The 18,914-nt window shown below is 68.9% G+C and carries 13 protein-coding genes; 7 read left to right on the top strand and 6 right to left on the bottom strand.

Features of this window, described 5'->3' with window-relative positions:
- Positions 1-106 precede the first annotated feature (106 nt).
- Positions 107-862, top strand: a complete 756-nt coding sequence (locus KTN05_RS09860; RefSeq protein ID WP_217329226.1) for a WecB/TagA/CpsF family glycosyltransferase — start codon at positions 107-109, stop codon at positions 860-862.
- Between the two features lie 187 nt (positions 863-1,049).
- Entirely contained in the window at positions 1,050-2,393 is a 1,344-nt protein-coding gene (locus KTN05_RS09855; RefSeq protein WP_371823327.1) for a cytochrome-c peroxidase, read from the top strand.
- Positions 2,394-2,633: 240 nt separating this feature from the next.
- On the opposite strand, the gene KTN05_RS09850 is transcribed toward KTN05_RS09855, so the two are convergent.
- From KTN05_RS09850 to KTN05_RS09835, 4 genes are all read right to left on the bottom strand, one after another.
- A complete protein-coding gene (locus KTN05_RS09850) occupies positions 2,634-3,098 on the bottom strand; it encodes a pseudoazurin (protein WP_217329225.1) in 465 nt (154 codons plus the stop codon).
- Between the two features lie 138 nt (positions 3,099-3,236).
- Positions 3,237-6,389: an efflux RND transporter permease subunit gene (locus tag KTN05_RS09845; protein ID WP_217329224.1), complete on the bottom strand. Its 3,153-nt coding sequence runs from the start codon at positions 6,387-6,389 to the stop codon at positions 3,237-3,239.
- On the bottom strand, positions 6,389-7,576 hold the full coding sequence (locus KTN05_RS09840; RefSeq protein WP_217329223.1) for an efflux RND transporter periplasmic adaptor subunit: 1,188 nt from the start codon (positions 7,574-7,576) through the stop codon (positions 6,389-6,391). Before KTN05_RS09840 ends, KTN05_RS09845 begins: the two co-directional genes overlap by 1 nt.
- A 312-nt stretch (positions 7,577-7,888) precedes the next feature.
- Entirely contained in the window at positions 7,889-8,179 is a 291-nt protein-coding gene (locus KTN05_RS09835; protein WP_217329222.1) for a DNA-directed RNA polymerase subunit alpha C-terminal domain-containing protein, read from the bottom strand.
- Positions 8,180-8,301: 122 nt separating this feature from the next.
- On the opposite strand from KTN05_RS09835, the gene KTN05_RS09830 reads away from it, so the two are divergent.
- The gene (locus tag KTN05_RS09830) at positions 8,302-9,471 is read left to right on the top strand and encodes an acetyl-CoA acetyltransferase (protein WP_217329221.1); all 1,170 of its coding nucleotides are present in this window, start codon (positions 8,302-8,304) and stop codon (positions 9,469-9,471) included.
- A 91-nt stretch (positions 9,472-9,562) separates the two neighbouring features.
- Here the strand turns inward: KTN05_RS09830 and KTN05_RS09825 are convergent, their stop codons facing one another.
- Positions 9,563-10,504 carry an alpha/beta fold hydrolase gene (locus tag KTN05_RS09825; RefSeq protein WP_217329220.1) on the bottom strand — a complete coding sequence of 314 codons (942 nt, stop codon included), beginning with the start codon at positions 10,502-10,504 and terminating at the stop codon, positions 9,563-9,565.
- 56 nt (positions 10,505-10,560) lie between these two features.
- Positions 10,561-11,424: an arabinogalactan endo-1,4-beta-galactosidase gene (locus KTN05_RS09820; RefSeq protein ID WP_217329219.1), complete on the bottom strand. Its 864-nt coding sequence runs from the start codon at positions 11,422-11,424 to the stop codon at positions 10,561-10,563.
- A 229-nt stretch (positions 11,425-11,653) separates the two neighbouring features.
- On the opposite strand from KTN05_RS09820, the gene KTN05_RS09815 reads away from it, so the two are divergent.
- From KTN05_RS09815 to gltB, 4 genes are read left to right on the top strand one after another with little or no spacing between them, the layout of a single operon-like run.
- Complete coding sequence (locus KTN05_RS09815; protein WP_217329218.1) at positions 11,654-13,225, top strand: NAD(P)-dependent oxidoreductase; 1,572 nt, start codon at positions 11,654-11,656, stop codon at positions 13,223-13,225.
- A 10-nt stretch (positions 13,226-13,235) separates the two neighbouring features.
- Positions 13,236-13,940, top strand: coding sequence for a hypothetical protein (locus KTN05_RS09810; RefSeq protein WP_217329217.1), 705 nt, complete (start codon positions 13,236-13,238; stop codon positions 13,938-13,940).
- On the top strand, positions 13,933-14,355 hold the full coding sequence (locus KTN05_RS09805) for a GFA family protein (RefSeq protein ID WP_217329216.1): 423 nt from the start codon (positions 13,933-13,935) through the stop codon (positions 14,353-14,355). The genes KTN05_RS09810 and KTN05_RS09805 overlap by 8 nt, the downstream gene beginning before the upstream one ends.
- Complete coding sequence (gene gltB, locus KTN05_RS09800) at positions 14,355-18,881, top strand: glutamate synthase large subunit (protein WP_371823326.1); 4,527 nt, start codon at positions 14,355-14,357, stop codon at positions 18,879-18,881. The genes KTN05_RS09805 and gltB overlap by 1 nt, the downstream gene beginning before the upstream one ends.
- The last annotated feature ends 33 nt before the right edge of the window (positions 18,882-18,914 follow it).

Genomic DNA, 18,914 nt, shown 5'->3' with positions numbered 1-18,914 from the left:
AGTTAACCGGTTTTTCGGGAAACAAGCGTAAAGGAAAGGCCGCTCCCGCCCCCGCATGGCGATTCGATGCGGCGGGCGGCGGGCGGCAGACACGCGGGGAAGGCGAATGGAATTCAGCTTCGGCGACACCACCATCGCGATCACCTGCCGCGACCGCGCCGCGCTGCTGGCCGAGGTGCGGCGGCGGCTGGATGGCGGGCGCGGCTTCACCCTGGCCACGCTGAACGTCGATCATCTGGAAAAGCTGCGCCGCGACGCGGGGTTCCGCGCAGCCTACGCCGCCCATGATCTGGTGGTGGCCGATGGCAACCCGATCGTGTGGCTGTCGCGCGTGGCGCGGCGGCCGGTGGCGCTGGTCCCCGGCTCGGAACTGGTCGAGCCGCTGGCGCAGGCCGCCGCCCGCGCCGGGGCGCCCGTCGCGCTGATCGCCGGCAGCGCCGCGGCTGCCGACGGCGCCGCCGCGCATCTTCAGCGGGTCGCGCCGGGGCTGAAGGTCGTTCTGCGCACCGCGCCCGGCTTCCCCTTCGACCCCGAGGGGGCCGAGGCGGCGGATCTCGCCCACGCCATCCGGGGCAGCGGTGCGCGGCTGTGCCTGCTGGGCGTCGGCGCCCCCCGGCAGGAGCGTTTTGCCGCCTTCGCCGCCCGCCAACTGCCCGAGGTGGGCTTTGCCTCGGTCGGGGCGGGGCTGGACTTCGTCGCCGGCCTGCAACGGCGCGCGCCGGCGGCGGTGCGGGGGGCGAAGATGGAATGGCTGTGGCGCGCGCTCTCCAGCCCGCGCCGGCTGGGGCCGCGCTATGTGAAGGGCGCGGCGATCCTGCCGGGGCATCTGCGGGAGGCGGTGCGGCTGAGAAGTCAGAGCTGACGATCCGGCGGGCTGACGGCCGGGCGCCCTCCACCACGGGCCGGGGAAGCGGCCTTTCGCGGGGAACCTGTCGTCAGAGAGACATGTTGGCGCGTCAGGTTCGCCCGTGACGCGATCTGATCTGTGTCAAAGCGCGGCCGCCCCAGTTTGTGCAGCCTGCACCAAACCAAAGAAACGGAGCATCGCCATGCAAGCCAGAAGCCTTCTTCTCCTGACATCCGCCCTGCTCGTCGCTACGCCGGCCCTCGGCCAGTCCGACCCGGCAGCCGCGCAGGCAGAACAGGCCGCCGAGGCGCAGGCGATCGACACCCCCGAAGTCGCGGGCGCGCCCGATCCCGCCGACGCCGCGATGGCGGACGGAACGCAGGCCCCCGCAGGTCGCAGCGCGGCGGATGTCGCGGCGGAAACGCGGGTCTCGCCACAGGGCGCGGCCATGACGCGGGCGCCCGAAATGGCCGGCGAGGGGTCCGCCGACGCCGAGTTGCGCGACTACGCGGCATCGTTCTTCGAGCCGATCCCGCGCATGGCCGAACTGCCCAGCGGCGCGCCGATGACGCGCGAGAAGATCGACCTCGGCGCGATGCTGTTCTTCGATCCGCGCATGTCGCTGTCGGGCGTGTTTTCGTGCCATTCGTGCCACAATCTCGGCCTGGGCGGGACCGACCAGCTTGAAGCCTCGATCGGCCATGGCTGGCAGCAGGGGCCGCGCAACTCGCCGACCATGCTGAACGCGATTTTCAACATAGCCCAGTTCTGGGACGGGCGGGCCGAGGATCTGGCCGAACAGGCCAAGGGGCCGGTGCAGGCCGGGGTGGAAATGAACAACACCCCCGAGAACCTGATCCAGACGCTGAAATCCATGCCGGGCTATGTCAGCGCCTTCGACGCCGCTTTCCCCGGCGTCGAGGACCCGATCACCTTCGACAGCTTCGCTCATGCCGTCGAGGTGTTCGAGGCGACGCTCATCACCCCGAACTCGCGCTTCGACCAGTGGCTGCTCGGCGCGGACGGCGCGATGGACGAACAGGAGAAACGCGGGTTGCAGGCGTTCCTAGATAACGGCTGCTCGGCCTGCCATGCCGGCGTGAACTTCGGCGGCGAGGGGTATTATCCCTTCGGTCTGGTCGAGGCGCCCGATGACGAGGTGCGCCCCGAAGGCGACACGGGCCGCTTTACCGTGACCGAGACCGAGGACGACCAGTATGTCTTCCGCGCCTCGCCGCTGCGCAACGTCGCCCTGACGGCGCCCTATTTCCACTCGGGCAAGGTCTGGGATCTGGAGGAGGCGGTGCGGATCATGTCCACCTCGCAGCTCGGCACGGAACTGGCCGACGCCGAGGCCGAGGACATCACCGCGTTCCTCGGCACACTGACCGGCGAGCAGCCGCAGATCGTCCATCCGATCCTGCCGGTCCGCAACATCGACACCCCGCGGCCGCAGCCGGTGAGCCTGCAGGATCAGGGCACGACCGCCCCCTCGGGCGCGGATGCGGCGGAAGCCGTGGACCCGGCGACCCCGGCGGCGAACTGATCCGGCGGCGCGCGCATCCCGCGCGCCCGCTCTGCAATGGACGAGGCCAGCCCTTGGGGGCTGGCCTCTGTCGTTGGAGAACGCGGTGTCGGCGGCGGCCGGCCCCGTTCGCGTGGAAGACAGGCAATGACGAGACGAACCGTGCGGGGGATCGCCCGTGGTCGTGCGCCCGGTCCGTTGCGACATGAAAAAGCCCGCCACCCTGACGGGCAGCGGGCGAGTTCCGCGGTGTTTCGAAGATTACTGCGCGGCGCTGGCCAGCTCGGCATTGGCGGGCGCGGCCTGCGCCAGTGCGGCGTCGATGCGCTCGCGCGCCTTCTTGGGCAGCTTGCCCTCCGCCAGGGCGGCGAGGTTCGAGGCGTCATCGCCGACCTGGATCAGGCCGACCATGCCCATGCCCAGATGCGGCTTGCACTTCACGCCGTAAAGGCCGGGCTGATCCACGGTGAGGACGTATTCCTCGTTGATCTTCGAGGCGAATTTCTCGACGCCCTCGGGCAGCATCCCGTCGATCGATTCGACGTTGTGGCTCTTGTCGGTGGGCAGGAAGGTGATGGTGTCGCCGGGCTGCGCCGCGACGAAGGTGGGCTCGAACACCATCATGCCGGACTCGCCCTTGTTGAGCATCTTGACCTCGTGGTTCGCGGCCATGGCCGGGACCGCAAGACAGGCCAGAACGGCTGCAAGGGTGATGTGGCGTTTCATCTCGTTCGTCTCCTTCAAGAAATCGTCTTCTTGTCCGAAACGACTCATACGGGGCGCAGACCGACCGCTCTTTGCGCTGGCACAACCATTCCGACCAAATCGGTCAGAAGAGAGGCCGGCGGCCCGAATGACGCGGCGTCACTCGGCCGCCGGACCGGGTTGCGGCCGGGCGGCATGGCCCGATTCGTCATCCCGCGGCGCGCGCGGCAGGAAACGTCCGGCGAAGCGGCCGAAGCTGTCCAGATAGGTCAGCATCACCGGCACCACGACCAGCGTCAGCAGCGTGGACGAGATCAGCCCGCCGATCACCGCATGGGCCATGGGCGCGTTCTGGCTGCTGCCCTGATGCAGGTTCAGCGCCAGCGGCGTCATCCCCAGGATCATCGCCAGCGTCGTCATGATGATCGGCCGGAACCGCACCCGCCCCGCGGACACCAGCGCATCGTAGAGGTTCGCGCCGCCCTCGCGCACCTGCTGGTTGGCGTTGTCCACCAGCAGGATCGCGTTCTTCACCACCAGACCCATCAGCATGATGAAGCCGATCATCGACATCATGTTCAGCGTCGAGCCGCCCACCAGCAGCCCCAGCACCACCCCGATCAGCGACAGCGGCAGCGAGAACATGATGGCGACGGGTTGCAGGAAGCTGCCGAACTGCGAGGCCAGCACCAGATAGATGAAGATCACCGCCAGCAGCAGCGCCGACCCGGCGGATGCCCCCGATTCCGCCAGCGCCTCGGCATCGCCGCCAAGGCCGAAGCGGTAGCCGTCGGGCAGCACCATTTCCTGCGTGATCGCGCCGACCTGCGCCAGCACGTCGGGGGGCGCGGCGGGGGCGATGTTGGCGTCGATGGTGACGCGCCGGTCCAGATCCTGACGCAGGATCTCGGCCTGCCCCACCGTCCGGGTGATCGCCGCGACCTGATCCAGCCGCGCGATCTCTCCCGTCTGGGCGTTCGCCCCGATGGGCAGGTTGCCGAGCGCGGCGATCTCGCTGCGCGCCGCCTCGTCCAGCCGCACGACCACGTCGTAGCTTTCGCCGTCCGGCGCGGTCCATTCGGCGACGTTCGTCCCGCTCATCATCGGGGTCAGCGCGCCGCTGATCTGTTGCAGCGAGATGCCCAGTTCGCTTGCCAGCAGGTTGTCCACCTGGATCGCGATCTGCGGCTGGGCGGCGTTCATCGACGAATCGATATCCGCCAGCCCGTCGATCTGCGCCAGCCGCGCGGCGATCTGCTCGCCGATCCGGGCCAGCGTTTCGGTGTCGTCGCCATAGACGATGATCTCGACGGGCTTGGAGCCGGGGCCGAAACTGTCCTCGGCGCTGACCACGGTCTCGAGGCCGGGCAGCCATTGCAGCGTCTCGCGCGTGCGGGCGGCGAATTCCTGCGCGGTGATCGCGCGCTCGTCATGGGGGACCATCGTCACGGTGATCGTCCCCGCATTGGCGGTGCCCGAGCCGACCACCGCCCCCGCGATGGAACTGTAGGTCGAGGCGACCGCCGGGTCCGCGCGCAGCATCGCGTCGATCTGCGCGGCGCGCGCGCCGGTGTATTCCAGCGACGATCCCGGCAGCGTCTCGAGCGTGACCGTCACCTTGCCGTTGTCCTGAGAGGGCAGGAACTCGGTCCCGACCAGCGGGATGAGGGGGAAGCTGCCGATGAACAGCCCGAAGGCCACCGCCAAGACGGTCAGCCGGTGGCGCAGCGCCCAGCGCAGCACGCCGACATAGCGCAGCGTCATGGCGTCGAACCAGCGGTTGAACGCGGCCACCGCCCGGCCGATGGGGCCGCGCTTCGCGTCCGGCTCGGCGTCGGGGTCATACCAGACGCTCGACAGCATCGGGTCCAGCGTGAAGGCCACGAACAGCGAGATCATCACCGCGACCGAGACCGTCACCCCGAATTGCAGGAAGAACCGGCCCATGATGCCTTCCATGAACGCGACGGGCAGGAACACGGCGACGATGGACAGGGTGGTCGCCATCACGGCAAGGCCGATCTCGCGCGTCCCTTCCAGCGCCGCATCCCGATGGCCCTTGCCCATGTGCAGGTGGCGCATGATGTTCTCGCGCACGACGATGGCGTCGTCGATCAGGATGCCGACCGACAGCGACAGCGCCATCAGCGTCATGATGTTCAGCGAGAAGCCCAGCAGATACAGCGCGAACATGGTGCCGATGATGGAAATCGGCAGCGTCAGCCCGGTGATGATGGTCGAGCGCCACGAGTTCAGGAACAGGAACACGATCACCACCGACAGGATCGCGCCCTCGATCAGCATGTTCTGGACCGCCTCGACCGAATCCTCGATGGCGGTCGCGTCGCTGGCGATCACCTGCACCCGCACGTCGCCCGGCAGGACATCGGCGCTCAGCCGTTCGGCGGCGGCGACGATGTCGCGGGCGACCTGCACGGTATTGGCGCCCTGCACCTTCATCACGTCCACGGCCAGCGCCTGCTCGCCGTTGAGAAAGGCGAGGCTGGTCGCCTCGGCCGGGCCGATGCTGACATTGGCGACATCGGCCAGATAGACCGCCTGCCCGCCCTGCCGGCCGACGATGATCCGGCGGAAATCCTCGACCGTATCGAGGCTGCCGCGGATCTGGATCGACTGCTCGGTCGCGCCCTCGTTGATCTCGCCCGCCGGCAGGTCCGAGGCGTTGTCGTTGATCGCCGCCATCACGTCCGTCACCGGAATCCCCTGCGCCGCCAGCCGTTCGGGGTCGATGGTCACGTCCACCTGCGCGGGCAGGCCGCCGACGACCGAGACGCTGCCGACGCCGCTGACGTTGCGCAGCGGGTTGACGATCATGTCCTCGGTCAGCGTGGTCAGTTCCGGGATCGACCGCACCTGCGAGCTGACCGCGATCGAGATGATCGGCATGGCCGAGGGGTCGAAGCGCAGGATCGTCGGCGCATCGGCCCGGTCGGGCAGCGCCGCCTGCACGCCCGACAGCTTGTCGCGCACGTTGTCCATCGCCTCGGCCGAGGTCACGTCCAGGTCGAACTGCAACAGCACCATCGCCTGCCCCGCCTGCGCGGTGGACTGGATCGTGTCGATGCCGCTGATCGTCGCCATCGAATCCTCGATGGGCTGGATGATGTCGTTCTCGACCGCCTCGGGCGAGGCGCCGTCATAGGCGACGACGACCGCGACCACGGGAATATCCACGTTCGGCAACTGCTCGACCGGCAGGCGCTGCCACGAGAACAGGCCGAGGATCACGATGGCCACCATCATCATGGTGGCGAAGACGGGGTGGCCGACGCTGATGCGGGTCAGGAACATTACATCGCCTCGGTCACGCGGACGGCCATGCCGGCGGTGAGGTCGGGCAGACGCCCGGACACGATCCGCTCGCCCGCCTCCAGCCCTGCCGGTATCCCGACCATCGTGTCGCCCTGCCACAACCGCCCGGTTTCCACCGGCTGGCGGACCAGCGCGCCCTCGACGATCTTCAAGACGAACTGGCCGGCGTCATCCTCGCGCACGCTGCTGCGCGGGACGGCGACCGCCTCCGGCTGGGTCCGCAGCAGGATCTCGCCGGTCGCGTACATGCCGCCGCGCAGGATTCCGTCGGGGTTCTCGACCACGATCGACACCGGCGCGTTGCGGCTGCCCGAGGCAGAGGTCGGGCTGATCCCCTCGATCCGCCCCTCGAAGCTGCGGCCCGCCAGCCCCTCGACGGTGAAGGCCACCGCCTGTCCGGTCTCAAGCTGCACGGTCCGCGCGACCGGCACCAGCACCTCCAGCGTCATCACCGACAGGTCCGCCAGCTGGAACAGTGCGGCCCCGGCCGTGACCGTCTGCCCCGGCTCGACCGAACGCTCCGCGATGATCCCGTCGATGGGCGCGCGGATGGCCGCGTCGTTCAGGGTGATCTCGGCGCTCGCGACGGCGGCTTCCTGCACGTTCATGTTGGCCTGCTGCACGGCGAGGTTGCTGCGCGCCGCCTCAAGCGCGGCCGAGGCGGAAACGCCCCGCCCAGCCAGTTCCTCGGCCCGCCGCGCCTCTGTCTCCGCCAGCGCGAACTGCGCCCGCGTCGCTTCCAGCGCGGCGACCTGCTGGGCAAGCTGCGCCCGCAGCGCCTCGGCGTCGATCTGCGCCAGCAGGTCGCCCTGGCTCACCCGGTCGCCGAGACGGGCGTTCAGCTCGGCGATGGTGCCCGACAGCTTGCTGTTGATCTGCACCTGCGTGCGCGGCTGAAGCGTGCCGCTGATCCGCAGCGTATCGCGCAAGGTGCCGCGCTCGACATCGGTCACGTCCAGCGGATGCACGAGGATTTCCCCCGCGGCGGCCGCGACGCCCGTCGAGGCGATGGTCGGCGGCGCGGCGTCCTGCCGGCTCTGCCACAGCATCGCGGCGGCAAGCGCGGCGGCCAGCAGCGCGACCACCGCCCAGGGCCAGCGGCTGCGCCGGGTTCCGCGCGCCTCGCGCCGCAAGTCGCGCGGGGTCTTGGCCCAGTCTGGTTTCACCGCAGGGGCAGGCCTGTTCATGTCGTCGGTGGGCAAGTCTCGGTCTTCCTTCCTGCCGGGTTTCGCCGTCAGGCGAGCCGTCTGCGGCCTTGTGCCACGCTCTGGCGCAACGGCCCCCAAATGGCCACTTGGGAACGCAGGACAACAAGCGGCTCAGGGGCAGGGTTCCATCGGCATGAGCGAGAGCATGGGGACGACAGGCTGCGGGCGCATGGGTTGGCGGGGCGAGCGCATCCCACGCGGGCGTGCTGCGCCATTGCCGCGGGGCCGCTTCGCCGACGCCGACTGAACCGGGCGGCTGACCGCCGCGGCCTACGCCCCCAGCATCCGCCGCTGCTCGGCCCGGATCTCCGCGATCGTTTCCGCGTCCAGATAGCGGGTGCGGGCCAGATCGGCGTCGCTGGCGTCCACCAGCTGCCGCAGGTTCTCGATCCCCACGCGGCTCAGCCCCTCGCGGGCCTGATGGCTCAGCACCAGATGCTTCACGGCGACGCGGTGCAGCTCGCCCGCTTCGACGAACGCCTGCATCATCCGTGCCATCGTGTCCGAGCGCAGGCGGTCGCCGTCGGCGCGGATGGGATCATGGGGATCGGACTCGCTCATGCCCGCCATGCTACATCCGCCGCCCCGCGCCGAACAGCCCCGGCTCCGAACAATCCCGGCCGGCGCTTGCCAGCCCCGCCCCGAACCTGCCATGCTCCGCTCGCGCATCGCAGGAGGAGAAGATGAGCAAGGCACAGATCGTCGGCTGGGCGCATTCCAACTTCGGCAAGGTCGAGGCGCCCGATACCGAAGCCCTGATGGCAGGGGTCGTGCCGAAGGCGCTCGACCACGCCGGCATCGCGCCCGAGGATGTGGACGGGATCTTCGTCGGGGTCTTCAACAACGGCTTTTCCCGCCAGGATTTTCAGGGCGCGCTGGTGGCGATGGGCGACGAGCGTTTCGCGCACACGCCCGCCACGCGATACGAGAACGCCTGCGCGACCGGCACGGCGGCGCTGCACGGGGCGATGGACTTCATCGAATCGGGGCGCGGCAGGATCGCGCTGGTGGTCGGGGCCGAGAAGATGACGGCGACGCCCAACGTCGAGGTGGGCGACATCCTGCTGGGCGCGTCCTACCGGAAGGAGGAAGCGGACGTCGAGGGCGGCTTCGCGGGCCTTTTCGGGCAGATCGCCGACAAGTATTTCCAGCGCCACGGCGACCGTTCGGAAGAGCTGGCGATGATCGCGTCCAAGAACCACCGCAACGGTCTGGAAAATCCCTACGCCCATATGCGCAAGGACTTCGACACCGCCTTCTGCAACACCGTCAGCGACAGGAACCCGCGCGTCGCCGGGCCGCTGCGGCGCACCGACTGCTCGCTGGTGTCGGACGGGGCGGCGGTGCTGGTGCTGGCCGACGAGGAGACGGCGGCGGACATGACCCGCGCCATCGGCTTCCGCGCCCGCGCGCAGGCGAACGACATCATGGCGATGTCCCGCCGCGACGTGCTGGAGTTCCGGGGCGCGCGGATGGCGTGGGCGAAGGCGCTGGAGCAGTCGGGCCTGACGCTGGACGATCTGTCGCTGGTCGAAAGCCACGACTGCTTCACCATCGCCGAGCTGATCGAATACGAGGCGATGGGGCTGGCCGAGCCCGGTCAAGGCCACCGCGTCATCCGCGAAGGGATCACCCAGAAGGACGGCCGCCTGCCGGTGAACCCCTCGGGCGGGCTGAAGTCCAAGGGTCACCCGATCGGCGCGACCGGCGTGTCGATGCACGTCATGGCGGCGATGCAGCTGGCGGGCGAGGCCGAGGGGATGCAGATTCCGGGCGCGAAGCTCGCCGGGGTGTTCAACATGGGCGGCGCGGCGGTGGCGAACTACGTCTCGATCATGGAGCGGGTGAAGTAGGGATCGGCCGCGCGGGCGGGTCCGGCGGGGTCAACCCGACCGGGGCTACCCGGCGGATTACCGCGCCGCGCCCACTCACCGAGGGGGCACCTCAGCCGAACACCTCCTCCGAGGCATCGCGCAGCCACGCCGCGACCAGCCCCGGCTGGGTGATCGGCAGCATGTGCCCGCCGGGCACCAGCGTCAGCCGCACCCGGTCGCTTTCACCGGCCAGCCGGATCGCGTGCTCGCGGGGATCGACGAGGTTGTCCTGCTCGCCCTGCAGGACATGGACCGGCACCGACAGCTCGCCATAGCGGCGCGACAGGCGCGGCAGTTCGGCCAGCGCCATCCGCAGGTCGCGCCCCACGACCGCGTAGTTGCCGGGGCGGGCCGGCATCAGCCCGCCGCCCTCCCAGCCGACCGACCACTCCCATTCCTCCGGCGCGAAGATGATCTCCGCCACCACCGGCGACAGCGCCAGCGAGACCGGCGTGGCGAGCGTCTGCGCGAAGGGTTGCAGCAGCGGCGGCGCCAGCAGCGCCCGCAGCAGGGCCGAGGTTCCGGGCGAACGCAGCCGGTGGGTCGCCGGCCCGATCAGCGCCGCGCCGCGGATCAGGCCGGGGAAATCCAGCGCCATCTGCAACGCGATGCTGCCGCCAAGCGAGTGGCCCACGACCAGCGGCCGGTCCAGACCCAGCCTGCGGATCAGCCCCGCCATCAGCGCCGCCTGCGCCTTCAGCGTCCCAGTGTCGCCCGGCAGGTCGTCCGAATAGCCCGAGCCGGGCCGGTCCACGATATGCATGTGATGGCCGGACATGCGGCGGCTCAGCCGCATGGTAAAGTTGCGGACCTGCCCGCCGAGGCCGTGAATCATCAGGACGGGCCGGCCGCTCCCCTCTTCGGCGACATGCAGGCGGGTGCCGTCCACCTCGATCAGCCGGCCGTCGCGGGGCACGGCGCGCTCGATCGCCGCCTGCAATCCGCGCGAGATCAGGGCCGAGGCGGCGAGGACGGAAACCGTCCTGGCGAGAGTCGAAGTCCTGCGGGGCATGTTTGGCCTTTCCTGCTGCTGGCACGCCAACGCACGAAGGTCCGATTCGGACCCGTTTACCGTTGCCGCCCCGGCCAGCCGCATGGCCAGCTTCCCCGATGCGGGTGGTCCCAGTCCGGCATGTCGAGCCACGGATACCAGCAAATCCCCGCGACGTTCACACCCGACAGGGCGATCTCGTCCCGCACATGGCTCAGCCAGCCCCAGCGGTCATGGACATGCGGAAAGCGGCGATGCGCGGCGGGCAGGCCGTCATGCCAGCCGGTCTCGGTAATCATCACCGGCAGGCGATAGCGGTCCGCCACGGTTCGCAGCACGACATGCAGCGGCTCGATGGCGTGGTGGGGGTAGTAGTTGATCCCAACCATGCGGATCAGGCCGGTCGCGACCAGTTCGTCCGTTGCCTTGAACACCGAGGGCGCGAGGTGGTGAAACGGGTCGCAGGTGGCGAAGCGCGGGGCGTTCGGCAGCATGTCCACGCTGGTCATCATCCGCTTGGCCGCGGCGATCGCCTTCGACGGCGTGATCCCCGACACCCGCCGCCCGACGGACGGCTCGTTCACCGCGATGGCCCACGACCCCGGCGGCAGCGCCGTCGCGCAGGCGATCGCGTGGGCGGCCGGTTTCGGCGGCAGGTCGAAATGGCAGAAGTCCCAGATCACCGGCAGCCCCTCGGGCGCGGCCTGCACCCGCGCCACGATGTCGTGCCGCCAGGACAGTCCGTCGCGGGCGCCCGCCACCCCCTGCTCCAGCGCGGTGGCGTAGTGGTGGGCCATCTGGCCATGCGGCAGGTGGTCGGTCGAATGCAGCAGGTCATGCCCGTTCCAGTGCAGCCGCCCGCATTCGAACCCGGCGAGGATCGGCGGCGTGCCGTCCTCGGTGCCGAAGCCGGTGTGATGGAGCGCGGCGAGGTCCTTCATGCGAATCCCCCTGGACAAAGCAGGAACGATCTACAGGAGTTCGGTGCGGAGGGACAACAGCCCATAGCCCACCTAATGGGACCGCTGTGCGACCTAAATAATTCGCGGCCTTTGCAAAGGCTTACTCGGCGCCGGAAGGAAATTGGAATATACGTCAGTACTGCTTACTTTTCCTGCTGAAGTCGCTGATTTACAACGAATCCCAGAGACGCAGCGAAGGACGCAGCCGATGGCCACGCAGAAGATGCTCAAGTTCGTGACGCTGGGTCGCGAGATGCCCGAGAAGCGCGGCGCAGGCGAACGCGCCGGCGACTTCCACGAGATCTACCGCGAATATGCCGACGCCAAGGCCGCCGAACAGGCCAGCCGCTGCTCGCAATGCGGCGTGCCCTACTGCCAGTCGCACTGCCCGCTGCACAACAACATCCCCGACTGGCTGCGCCTGACCGCCGAGGGGCGGCTGCAAGAGGCGTATCTGCGCAGCCAGGAAACCAATACCTTTCCGGAAATCTGCGGCCGCATCTGTCCGCAGGATCGCCTCTGCGAGGGCAACTGCGTCATCGAGCAGTCAGGCCACGGCACCGTGACCATCGGCGCGATCGAGAAATACATCACCGACACCGCCTGGGAGGAAGGCTGGGTCGAGCCGATCCGGCCCGTGGCCGAACGCACCGAAAGCATCGGCATCATCGGCGCGGGGCCTGCGGGGCTCGCCGCCGCCGATCGGCTGCGGCGGATGGGGTTCCAGGTCACGGTCTATGACCGCCACGACCGGGCGGGCGGGCTGATGATCTATGGCATTCCCGGCTTCAAGCTGGAAAAGCATGTGGTCGAGCGCCGCAGCCGCCTGCTGGCGGATGGCGGGGTCGAGTTCGTGCTGAACGCCGACGTGGGCGGCTCGGTCAGCTTCGACGCGATCCGCGACCGGCATGACGCGGTGCTGATCGCCACCGGCGTCTACAAGGCCCGCGATCTGGACATCGACAACCCGCCCGAACGCGGCGTGGTCGCGGCGCTGGACTATCTGACCGCCAGCAACCGTGTCGATCTGGGCGACGAGGTGCCCGACTTCGCGGATGGGGAACTGAACGCGGCGGGCAAACGCGTCGTGGTGATCGGCGGCGGCGATACGGCGATGGACTGCGTGCGCACCGCGATCCGGCAGGGCGCGACCTCGGTGAAGTGCCTCTACCGCCGCGACCGCGCCAACATGCCGGGATCACAACGCGAGGTGCAGAATGCCGAGGAGGAGGGCGTGGAATTCGTCTGGCTCTCCGCCCCCGCCGCCTTCTCGGGCCATGTCGTGGGCGAGGCCGCCCAGCGGGACGAAGGCAAGGTCGCCAACGCGGGCGGCGACATCGACGGCGACGGGGTGGGCGACAACCCCAAGCTCTCGCCTGCATGGGTCACGACCGAAACCGACCGCTCGACCGGGCCCGTTATCGGCCTGAAGGTCCAGCGGATGCGGCTGGGCGCGCCGGACGTGTCCGGCCGCCAGACTCCCGAGATCATCGAGGGCGCGATTCACGACGAACCCGCGGAACTGGTCATCAAGGCGCTGGGTTTCGAGCCTGAGGATCTGCCCCGCCTGTGGGGGGTGGAGGGGCTGGAGGTCACGCGCTGGAGCACCATTCGCGCCGATCACCGGACCCACCGCACCAGCCTGCCCGGCGTCTATGCCGTGGGCGACATCGTGCGCGGCGCGAGCCTCGTCGTCTGGGCGATCCGTGACGGGCGCGAGGCGGCCGATTCCATCGCGGACTGGCTGGGCCGGTCCGATAGCCGCATCGCGGCGGAATAGGGGAACGATCATGGCATATCCGACAGCATTCGCGCTCGCCTGCCTCGGCCTCGGCCTCGGCGCCGTCCAGCCGGCCGCGGCGGCGACCTTCACCCCGCCCGCCGGCTGCCGGCTGGAGATGACGGTCCAGAACCGAAGCTGCACCGTCTCGCAGCACTACCGCTGCGATGGCGACGCACCGGGCGATCAGTGGGCCGAGTATTTCTCGCGCGAGGGGGCCACCTACCGCTCGCGCATCGATGCCGAGACCCGGTGGATGGAAAGCAGTGACCTCGTGAACGGCATCACCGACCGGCTGGACGGCGAGACGGATCCGGCGAGCCTGACCGAGCTTCTCGCCACCGGGCGGGACGATTTCGATTTCTGGACCAACGCGGATGACGGCCAGCGGCTGCGCCATATCGGCCGCGACGACCTGACCGGCGAGACGGTGGATATCGGCGGGGTGCCGCTGCGCGTGACTCGCTTCCGGCTGCGGACCTTCGACGCCGACGGCAACCTGCTGATCCAGCGCGCCGGGCAGCAATTCGTCAACGAGGAGAACCGCCGCTTCCATGGCGGGATCGAGACGGCGACCGACTGGACCGGCGAGGTGCAGGAAACCAACGACTCGCCGGTGCGCTTCAGCTTCCCCGGCGATCCGGGCTTCGGCTCGATCACGCCGGAATACGACTGCGAGGTGCTGATGACGCGAGCGGGCCGCATCCATGGCTGAGCCGCTGAACGGAGCCTGCCTGTGCGGGGCCGTGACGATCACCGCCGCCCGCTGGAACGGAGAGGTCAGCGCCTGCCACTGCGCCATGTGCCGCCGCTGGGGCGGCGGGATCATGGCGGGATTCGTCGCCCCCGCCGACGCCGTGACCGTGACGGGCGAGGTCGCCCGCTACGCCTCGTCCGACTTCGCCGAACGCGCCTTCTGCCCCCGCTGCGGGTCCGGCCTGTGGATGCGCGACAATGGCGGCGACTACGAGCTTTCGCCCGGCCTTTTCGACGGGGCCGCCGCCTTCCCGCTGGTGCGCGAGGTCTATGCCGATCAGGCGCACCGCTTCGCCGCCTTCGAGGGCGATCATCCGCGCATCACGCGGGCCGAATACGAACAGGAACATCCCCACGTGAAAAGGGACGCATGATGCAGGACTGGCAAGCCGAGGAAGAATCCCGCCGCGCGTGGATGGCGGAGCATTCGCTCTATCGGGCCGAGGATGAGCATTCGTCCTGCGGCGTCGGCCTGGTCGTCAGCATCGACGGGACCGCCTCGCGCAAGGTGGTGGAGCACGGCATCGACGCGCTCAAGGCCGTGTGGCACCGGGGCGCGGTCGATGCGGACGGCAAGACCGGCGACGGGGCAGGCATCCACGTCCAGATTCCCGCGCCGTTCTTCGCCGATCAGGTGCGCCGCACCGGGCATGAACCCGACCTGACGAAGATGATCGCCGTGGGCCAAGTCTTCCTGCCGCGCACCGACTTCGGCGCGCAGGAACGCTGCCGGACCATCGTGGAATCCGAAGTGCTGCGGATGGGCCACTACATCTACGGCTGGCGGCACGTTCCGGTGAACACCGCCGTTCTGGGCGAAAAGGCCAACGCCACCCGCCCCGAGATCGAGCAGATCCTGATCCGCTGCGAAAAGGACATCGACGAGGAAACCTTCGAGCGCGAACTTTACATCATCCGCCGCCGGATCGAGCGGGCGGCGGTCGCCGCGCAGATCGCGGGGATGTATATCTGCACGCTCAGCTGCCGGTCGATCATCTACAAGGGGATGATGCTGGCCGAGCAGGTCGCCGAGTTCTATCCCGACCTCAAGGACGACCGCTTCCAGTCGGCCTTCGCCATCTACCACCAGCGCTATTCCACCAACACCTTCCCGCAATGGTGGCTGGCCCAGCCCTTCCGCATGCTGGCCCATAACGGCGAGATCAACACGCTGAAGGGCAATCTCAACTGGCTGAAGAGCCACGAGATCCGCATGGCCTCGTCGGCCTTCGGCGAGATGGCCGAGGATATCAAGCCGATCGTGCCGGGCGGCTCGTCCGACAGCGCGGCGCTGGACGCGGTGTTCGAGGTGATGGTCCGCTCGGGCCGGAACGCGCCGATGACCAAGACGATGCTGGTGCCGGAAAGCTGGTCGAAATCGGCCACGGAAATCCCGAAGGCATGGGCCGACATGTATGCCTATTCCAACGCCGTGATGGAGCCGTGGGACGGCCCGGCGGCGCTGGCGATGACCGATGGGCGCTGGGTCTGCGGCGGGCTGGACCGGAACGGGCTGAGGCCGATGCGCTATGTCGTCACCGGCGACGGGCTGCTGGTCGCCGGGTCCGAGGTGGGGATGGTCACGGTCGATGAGACGAGCCTGCGCGAAAAGGGCGCGCTGGGGCCGGGGCAGATGATCGCCGTCGATATGGCCGAGGGGCGGCTTTACCACGACCGCGAACTCAAGGACATGCTGGCCGCCTCGCAGCCCTTCGGGGAATGGGTGCAGAAGGTCGTGCAGCCCTCGGCGCAGATGCGCGAGCTGCCGGAAACCGTGGCCTTCGCCGGGGCCGACCTGCGCCGCCGCCAGATCGCGGCCGGCTACACGGTCGAGGAGCTGGAAACGATCCTCGCCCCGATGGTCGAAGACGGGAAGGAGGCGCTGGCCTCGATGGGCGACGACACGCCGCCCGCCGTGCTGTCGCGCCAGTATCGCCCGCTCAGCCATTTCTTCCGGCAGAACTTCAGCCAGGTGACGAACCCGCCGATTGACTCCCTGCGCGAGACGCGGGTGATGAGCCTCAAGACCCGGTTCGGCAACCTCAAGAACGTGCTGGACGAAAGCTCGGCCCAGACCGAGATCACGATGCTGGAAAGCCCGTTCCTTGCCAGCGCCGAATTCGACGCGCTGATGGCGGCCTTTGCCGACCAATGCACACGGATCGACTGCTCGTTCGAGCCGGGGCCGGACGCGCTGGGACAGGCGCTGCACCGTATCCGGGCCGAGGCCGAGGATGCCGTGCGCTCCGGCGCGGGCCAGATCGTGCTGACGGACGAGGCGCAAGGGGCGGACCGGATCGGCATCCCGATGGTGCTGGCGACCAGCACGGTGCATTCCTGGCTGACCCGCAAGGGGCTGCGGACCTTCTGTTCCATCAACGTCCGCTCGGCCGAGGCGGTGGACCCGCATGACTTCGCCGTGCTGATCGGCTGCGGCGCGACCACGGTGAACCCCTATCTCGCGCAGGACAGCATCGCCGACCGGATCGGGCGCGGGCTGATGGAGGGCGGGCTGATCGAGGCCATGAACCGCTATCGCGACGCGATCGACGCGGGGCTGCTGAAGATCATGGCGAAGATGGGAATTTCCGTCATCTCGTCCTATCGCGGCGGGCTGAACTTCGAGGCGGTCGGGCTGTCGCGCGCGATGGTGGCCGAGTATTTCCCCGGCATGCAGAGCCGGATTTCCGGCATCGGCCTGATCGGCATCCAGCGCAAGCTGGAGGCGGTGCATGAGCAGGCGTTCCACCGCCCCGCCGACCTGCTGCCCATCGGCGGCTTCTACAAGGCCCGTCGCTCGGGCGAGAAGCACGCCTGGGAAGCGAACACCATGCGGCTGCTGCAACTGGCCTGCGAGAAGGCGTCCTATGAGGTGTGGAAGCAGTTCTCCGCCGCGATGCGGGCGAACCCGCCGATCCACCTGCGCGACCTGCTGGACATCAAGCCGCTGGGCAAGCCGGTGCCGCTGGATGAGGTCGAGAGCATCACGAGCATCCGCAAGCGGTTCGTGACGCCCGGCATGAGCCTCGGCGCGCTGTCGCCCGAGGCGCACATGACGCTGAACATCGCCATGAACCGGATCGGGGCGAAGTCCGACAGCGGCGAGGGCGGCGAGGACCCGGCGCACCACGCGCCGCTGCCGAACGGCGACAATCCTTCCGCCAAGATCAAGCAGGTGGCCTCGGGCCGCTTCGGCGTGACGGCGGAATACCTGAACGCCTGCGAGGAACTTGAGATCAAGGTCGCCCAAGGCGCCAAGCCCGGCGAGGGCGGGCAGCTGCCGGGGATGAAGGTCACGAGCCTGATCGCGCGGCTGCGGCACTCGACGCCGGGCGTGACGCTCATCAGCCCGCCGCCGCACCACGACATCTATTCCATCGAGGATCTGGCGCAGCTGATCTATGACCTGAAGCAGATCAACCCGCGCGCCAGGATCACCGTGAAGCTGGTGGCCGGCTCCGGCGTCGGCACCATCGCGGCAGGGGTGGCGAAGGCCAAGGCCGACATCATCCTCATCTCGGGCCACAACGGCGGCACCGGGGCCAGCCCCGCGACCAGCATCAAGTTCGCGGGGCTACCGTGGGAGATGGGGCTGACCGAGGCGCATCAGGTTCTCGCCATGAACCGCCTGCGCGAGCGGGTGACGCTGCGCACCGATGGCGGGCTGCGCACGGGTCGCGACATCGTGATGGCGGCGATGATGGGGGCCGAGGAATACGGCATCGGCACCGCCGCGCTGATCGCAATGGGCTGCATCATGGTGCGCCAGTGCCAGTCGAACACCTGCCCGGTCGGCGTCTGCACCCAGGACGAGAAGCTGCGGGCGATGTTCACCGGATCGGCCGACAAGGTGGTGAACCTCATCACCTTCTACGCGCAGGAGGTGCGGGAAATCCTCGCCTCCATCGGCGCGCGCAGCTTGGACGAGGTGATCGGCCGGGCCGACCTGCTGACGCAGGTCTCGCGCGGCTCAACCTTCCTCGACGATCTGGACCTCAATCCGCTGCTCATCACCGTCGATGGCGCGGACAAGATCGTCTATGACCGCTCGCGCCCCCGCAACGCGGTGCTGGACACGCTGGACGCCGAGATCGTCAAGGACGCCGCCCGCTTCTTCGAGGACGGCGAGAAAATGCAGCTGTCCTACGCGGTGCGGAACACCCACCGGACCATCGGCACCCGCACCAGTTCGATGATCGTGCAGAAATACGGGATGCGGAACAAGCTCCAGCCCGATCACCTGACGCTGCGCCTGACCGGCAGCGCCGGGCAGTCGCTGGGGGCGTTCGCCGCGCCGGGGCTGAAGATCGAGGTTTCGGGCGATGCCAACGACTATGTCGGCAAGGGCCTCTCGGGCGGGACCATCGTGGTGAAGCCCGCGATGGGCTCGCCGCTGGTGGCGGCGGACAACGTCATCATCGGCAACACCGTGCTGTATGGCGCGACTGCCGGATACCTGTTCGCGGCGGGCCGGGCGGGGGAGCGCTTCGGCGTCCGCAACTCCGGCGCGAAGGTGGTGATCGAGGGCTGCGGCACCAACGGCTGCGAATACATGACCGGCGGCGTGGCGGTGATCCTCGGGTCGGTCGGCGCGAACTTCGGCGCGGGGATGACCGGCGGCATGGCCTATCTCTACGACCCCGAGGGGCGCGCGCCGCGGCATCTGAACATGGAGACGCTCGTCACCTGCGCCGTCACCCACCCGCATTGGGAGGCGCAGCTGAAGTCGCTGGTCGAACGCCACGCGGCGGAAACCGGCAGCCTGCGCGCGGCGGAGATCCTGGCCGACTGGCAGCACAGCAAGGGCGCCTTCCTTCAGGTCTGCGCGCGCGAGATGCTGCCGCATCTCAAGTTCCCGCTGGCGGAGACCGGCGATCTGGCGGCGATGCCTGCTGAGTGAACGGCAAAAGGGGGCAGCGATGCCCCCTTTCCG

Origin of the sequence: Paracoccus sp. Z118 (assembly GCF_019061185.1) — a bacterium.
GTDB lineage: Bacteria > Pseudomonadota > Alphaproteobacteria > Rhodobacterales > Rhodobacteraceae > Paracoccus.
This window is presented reverse-complemented; position numbering and strand designations above follow the sequence as displayed.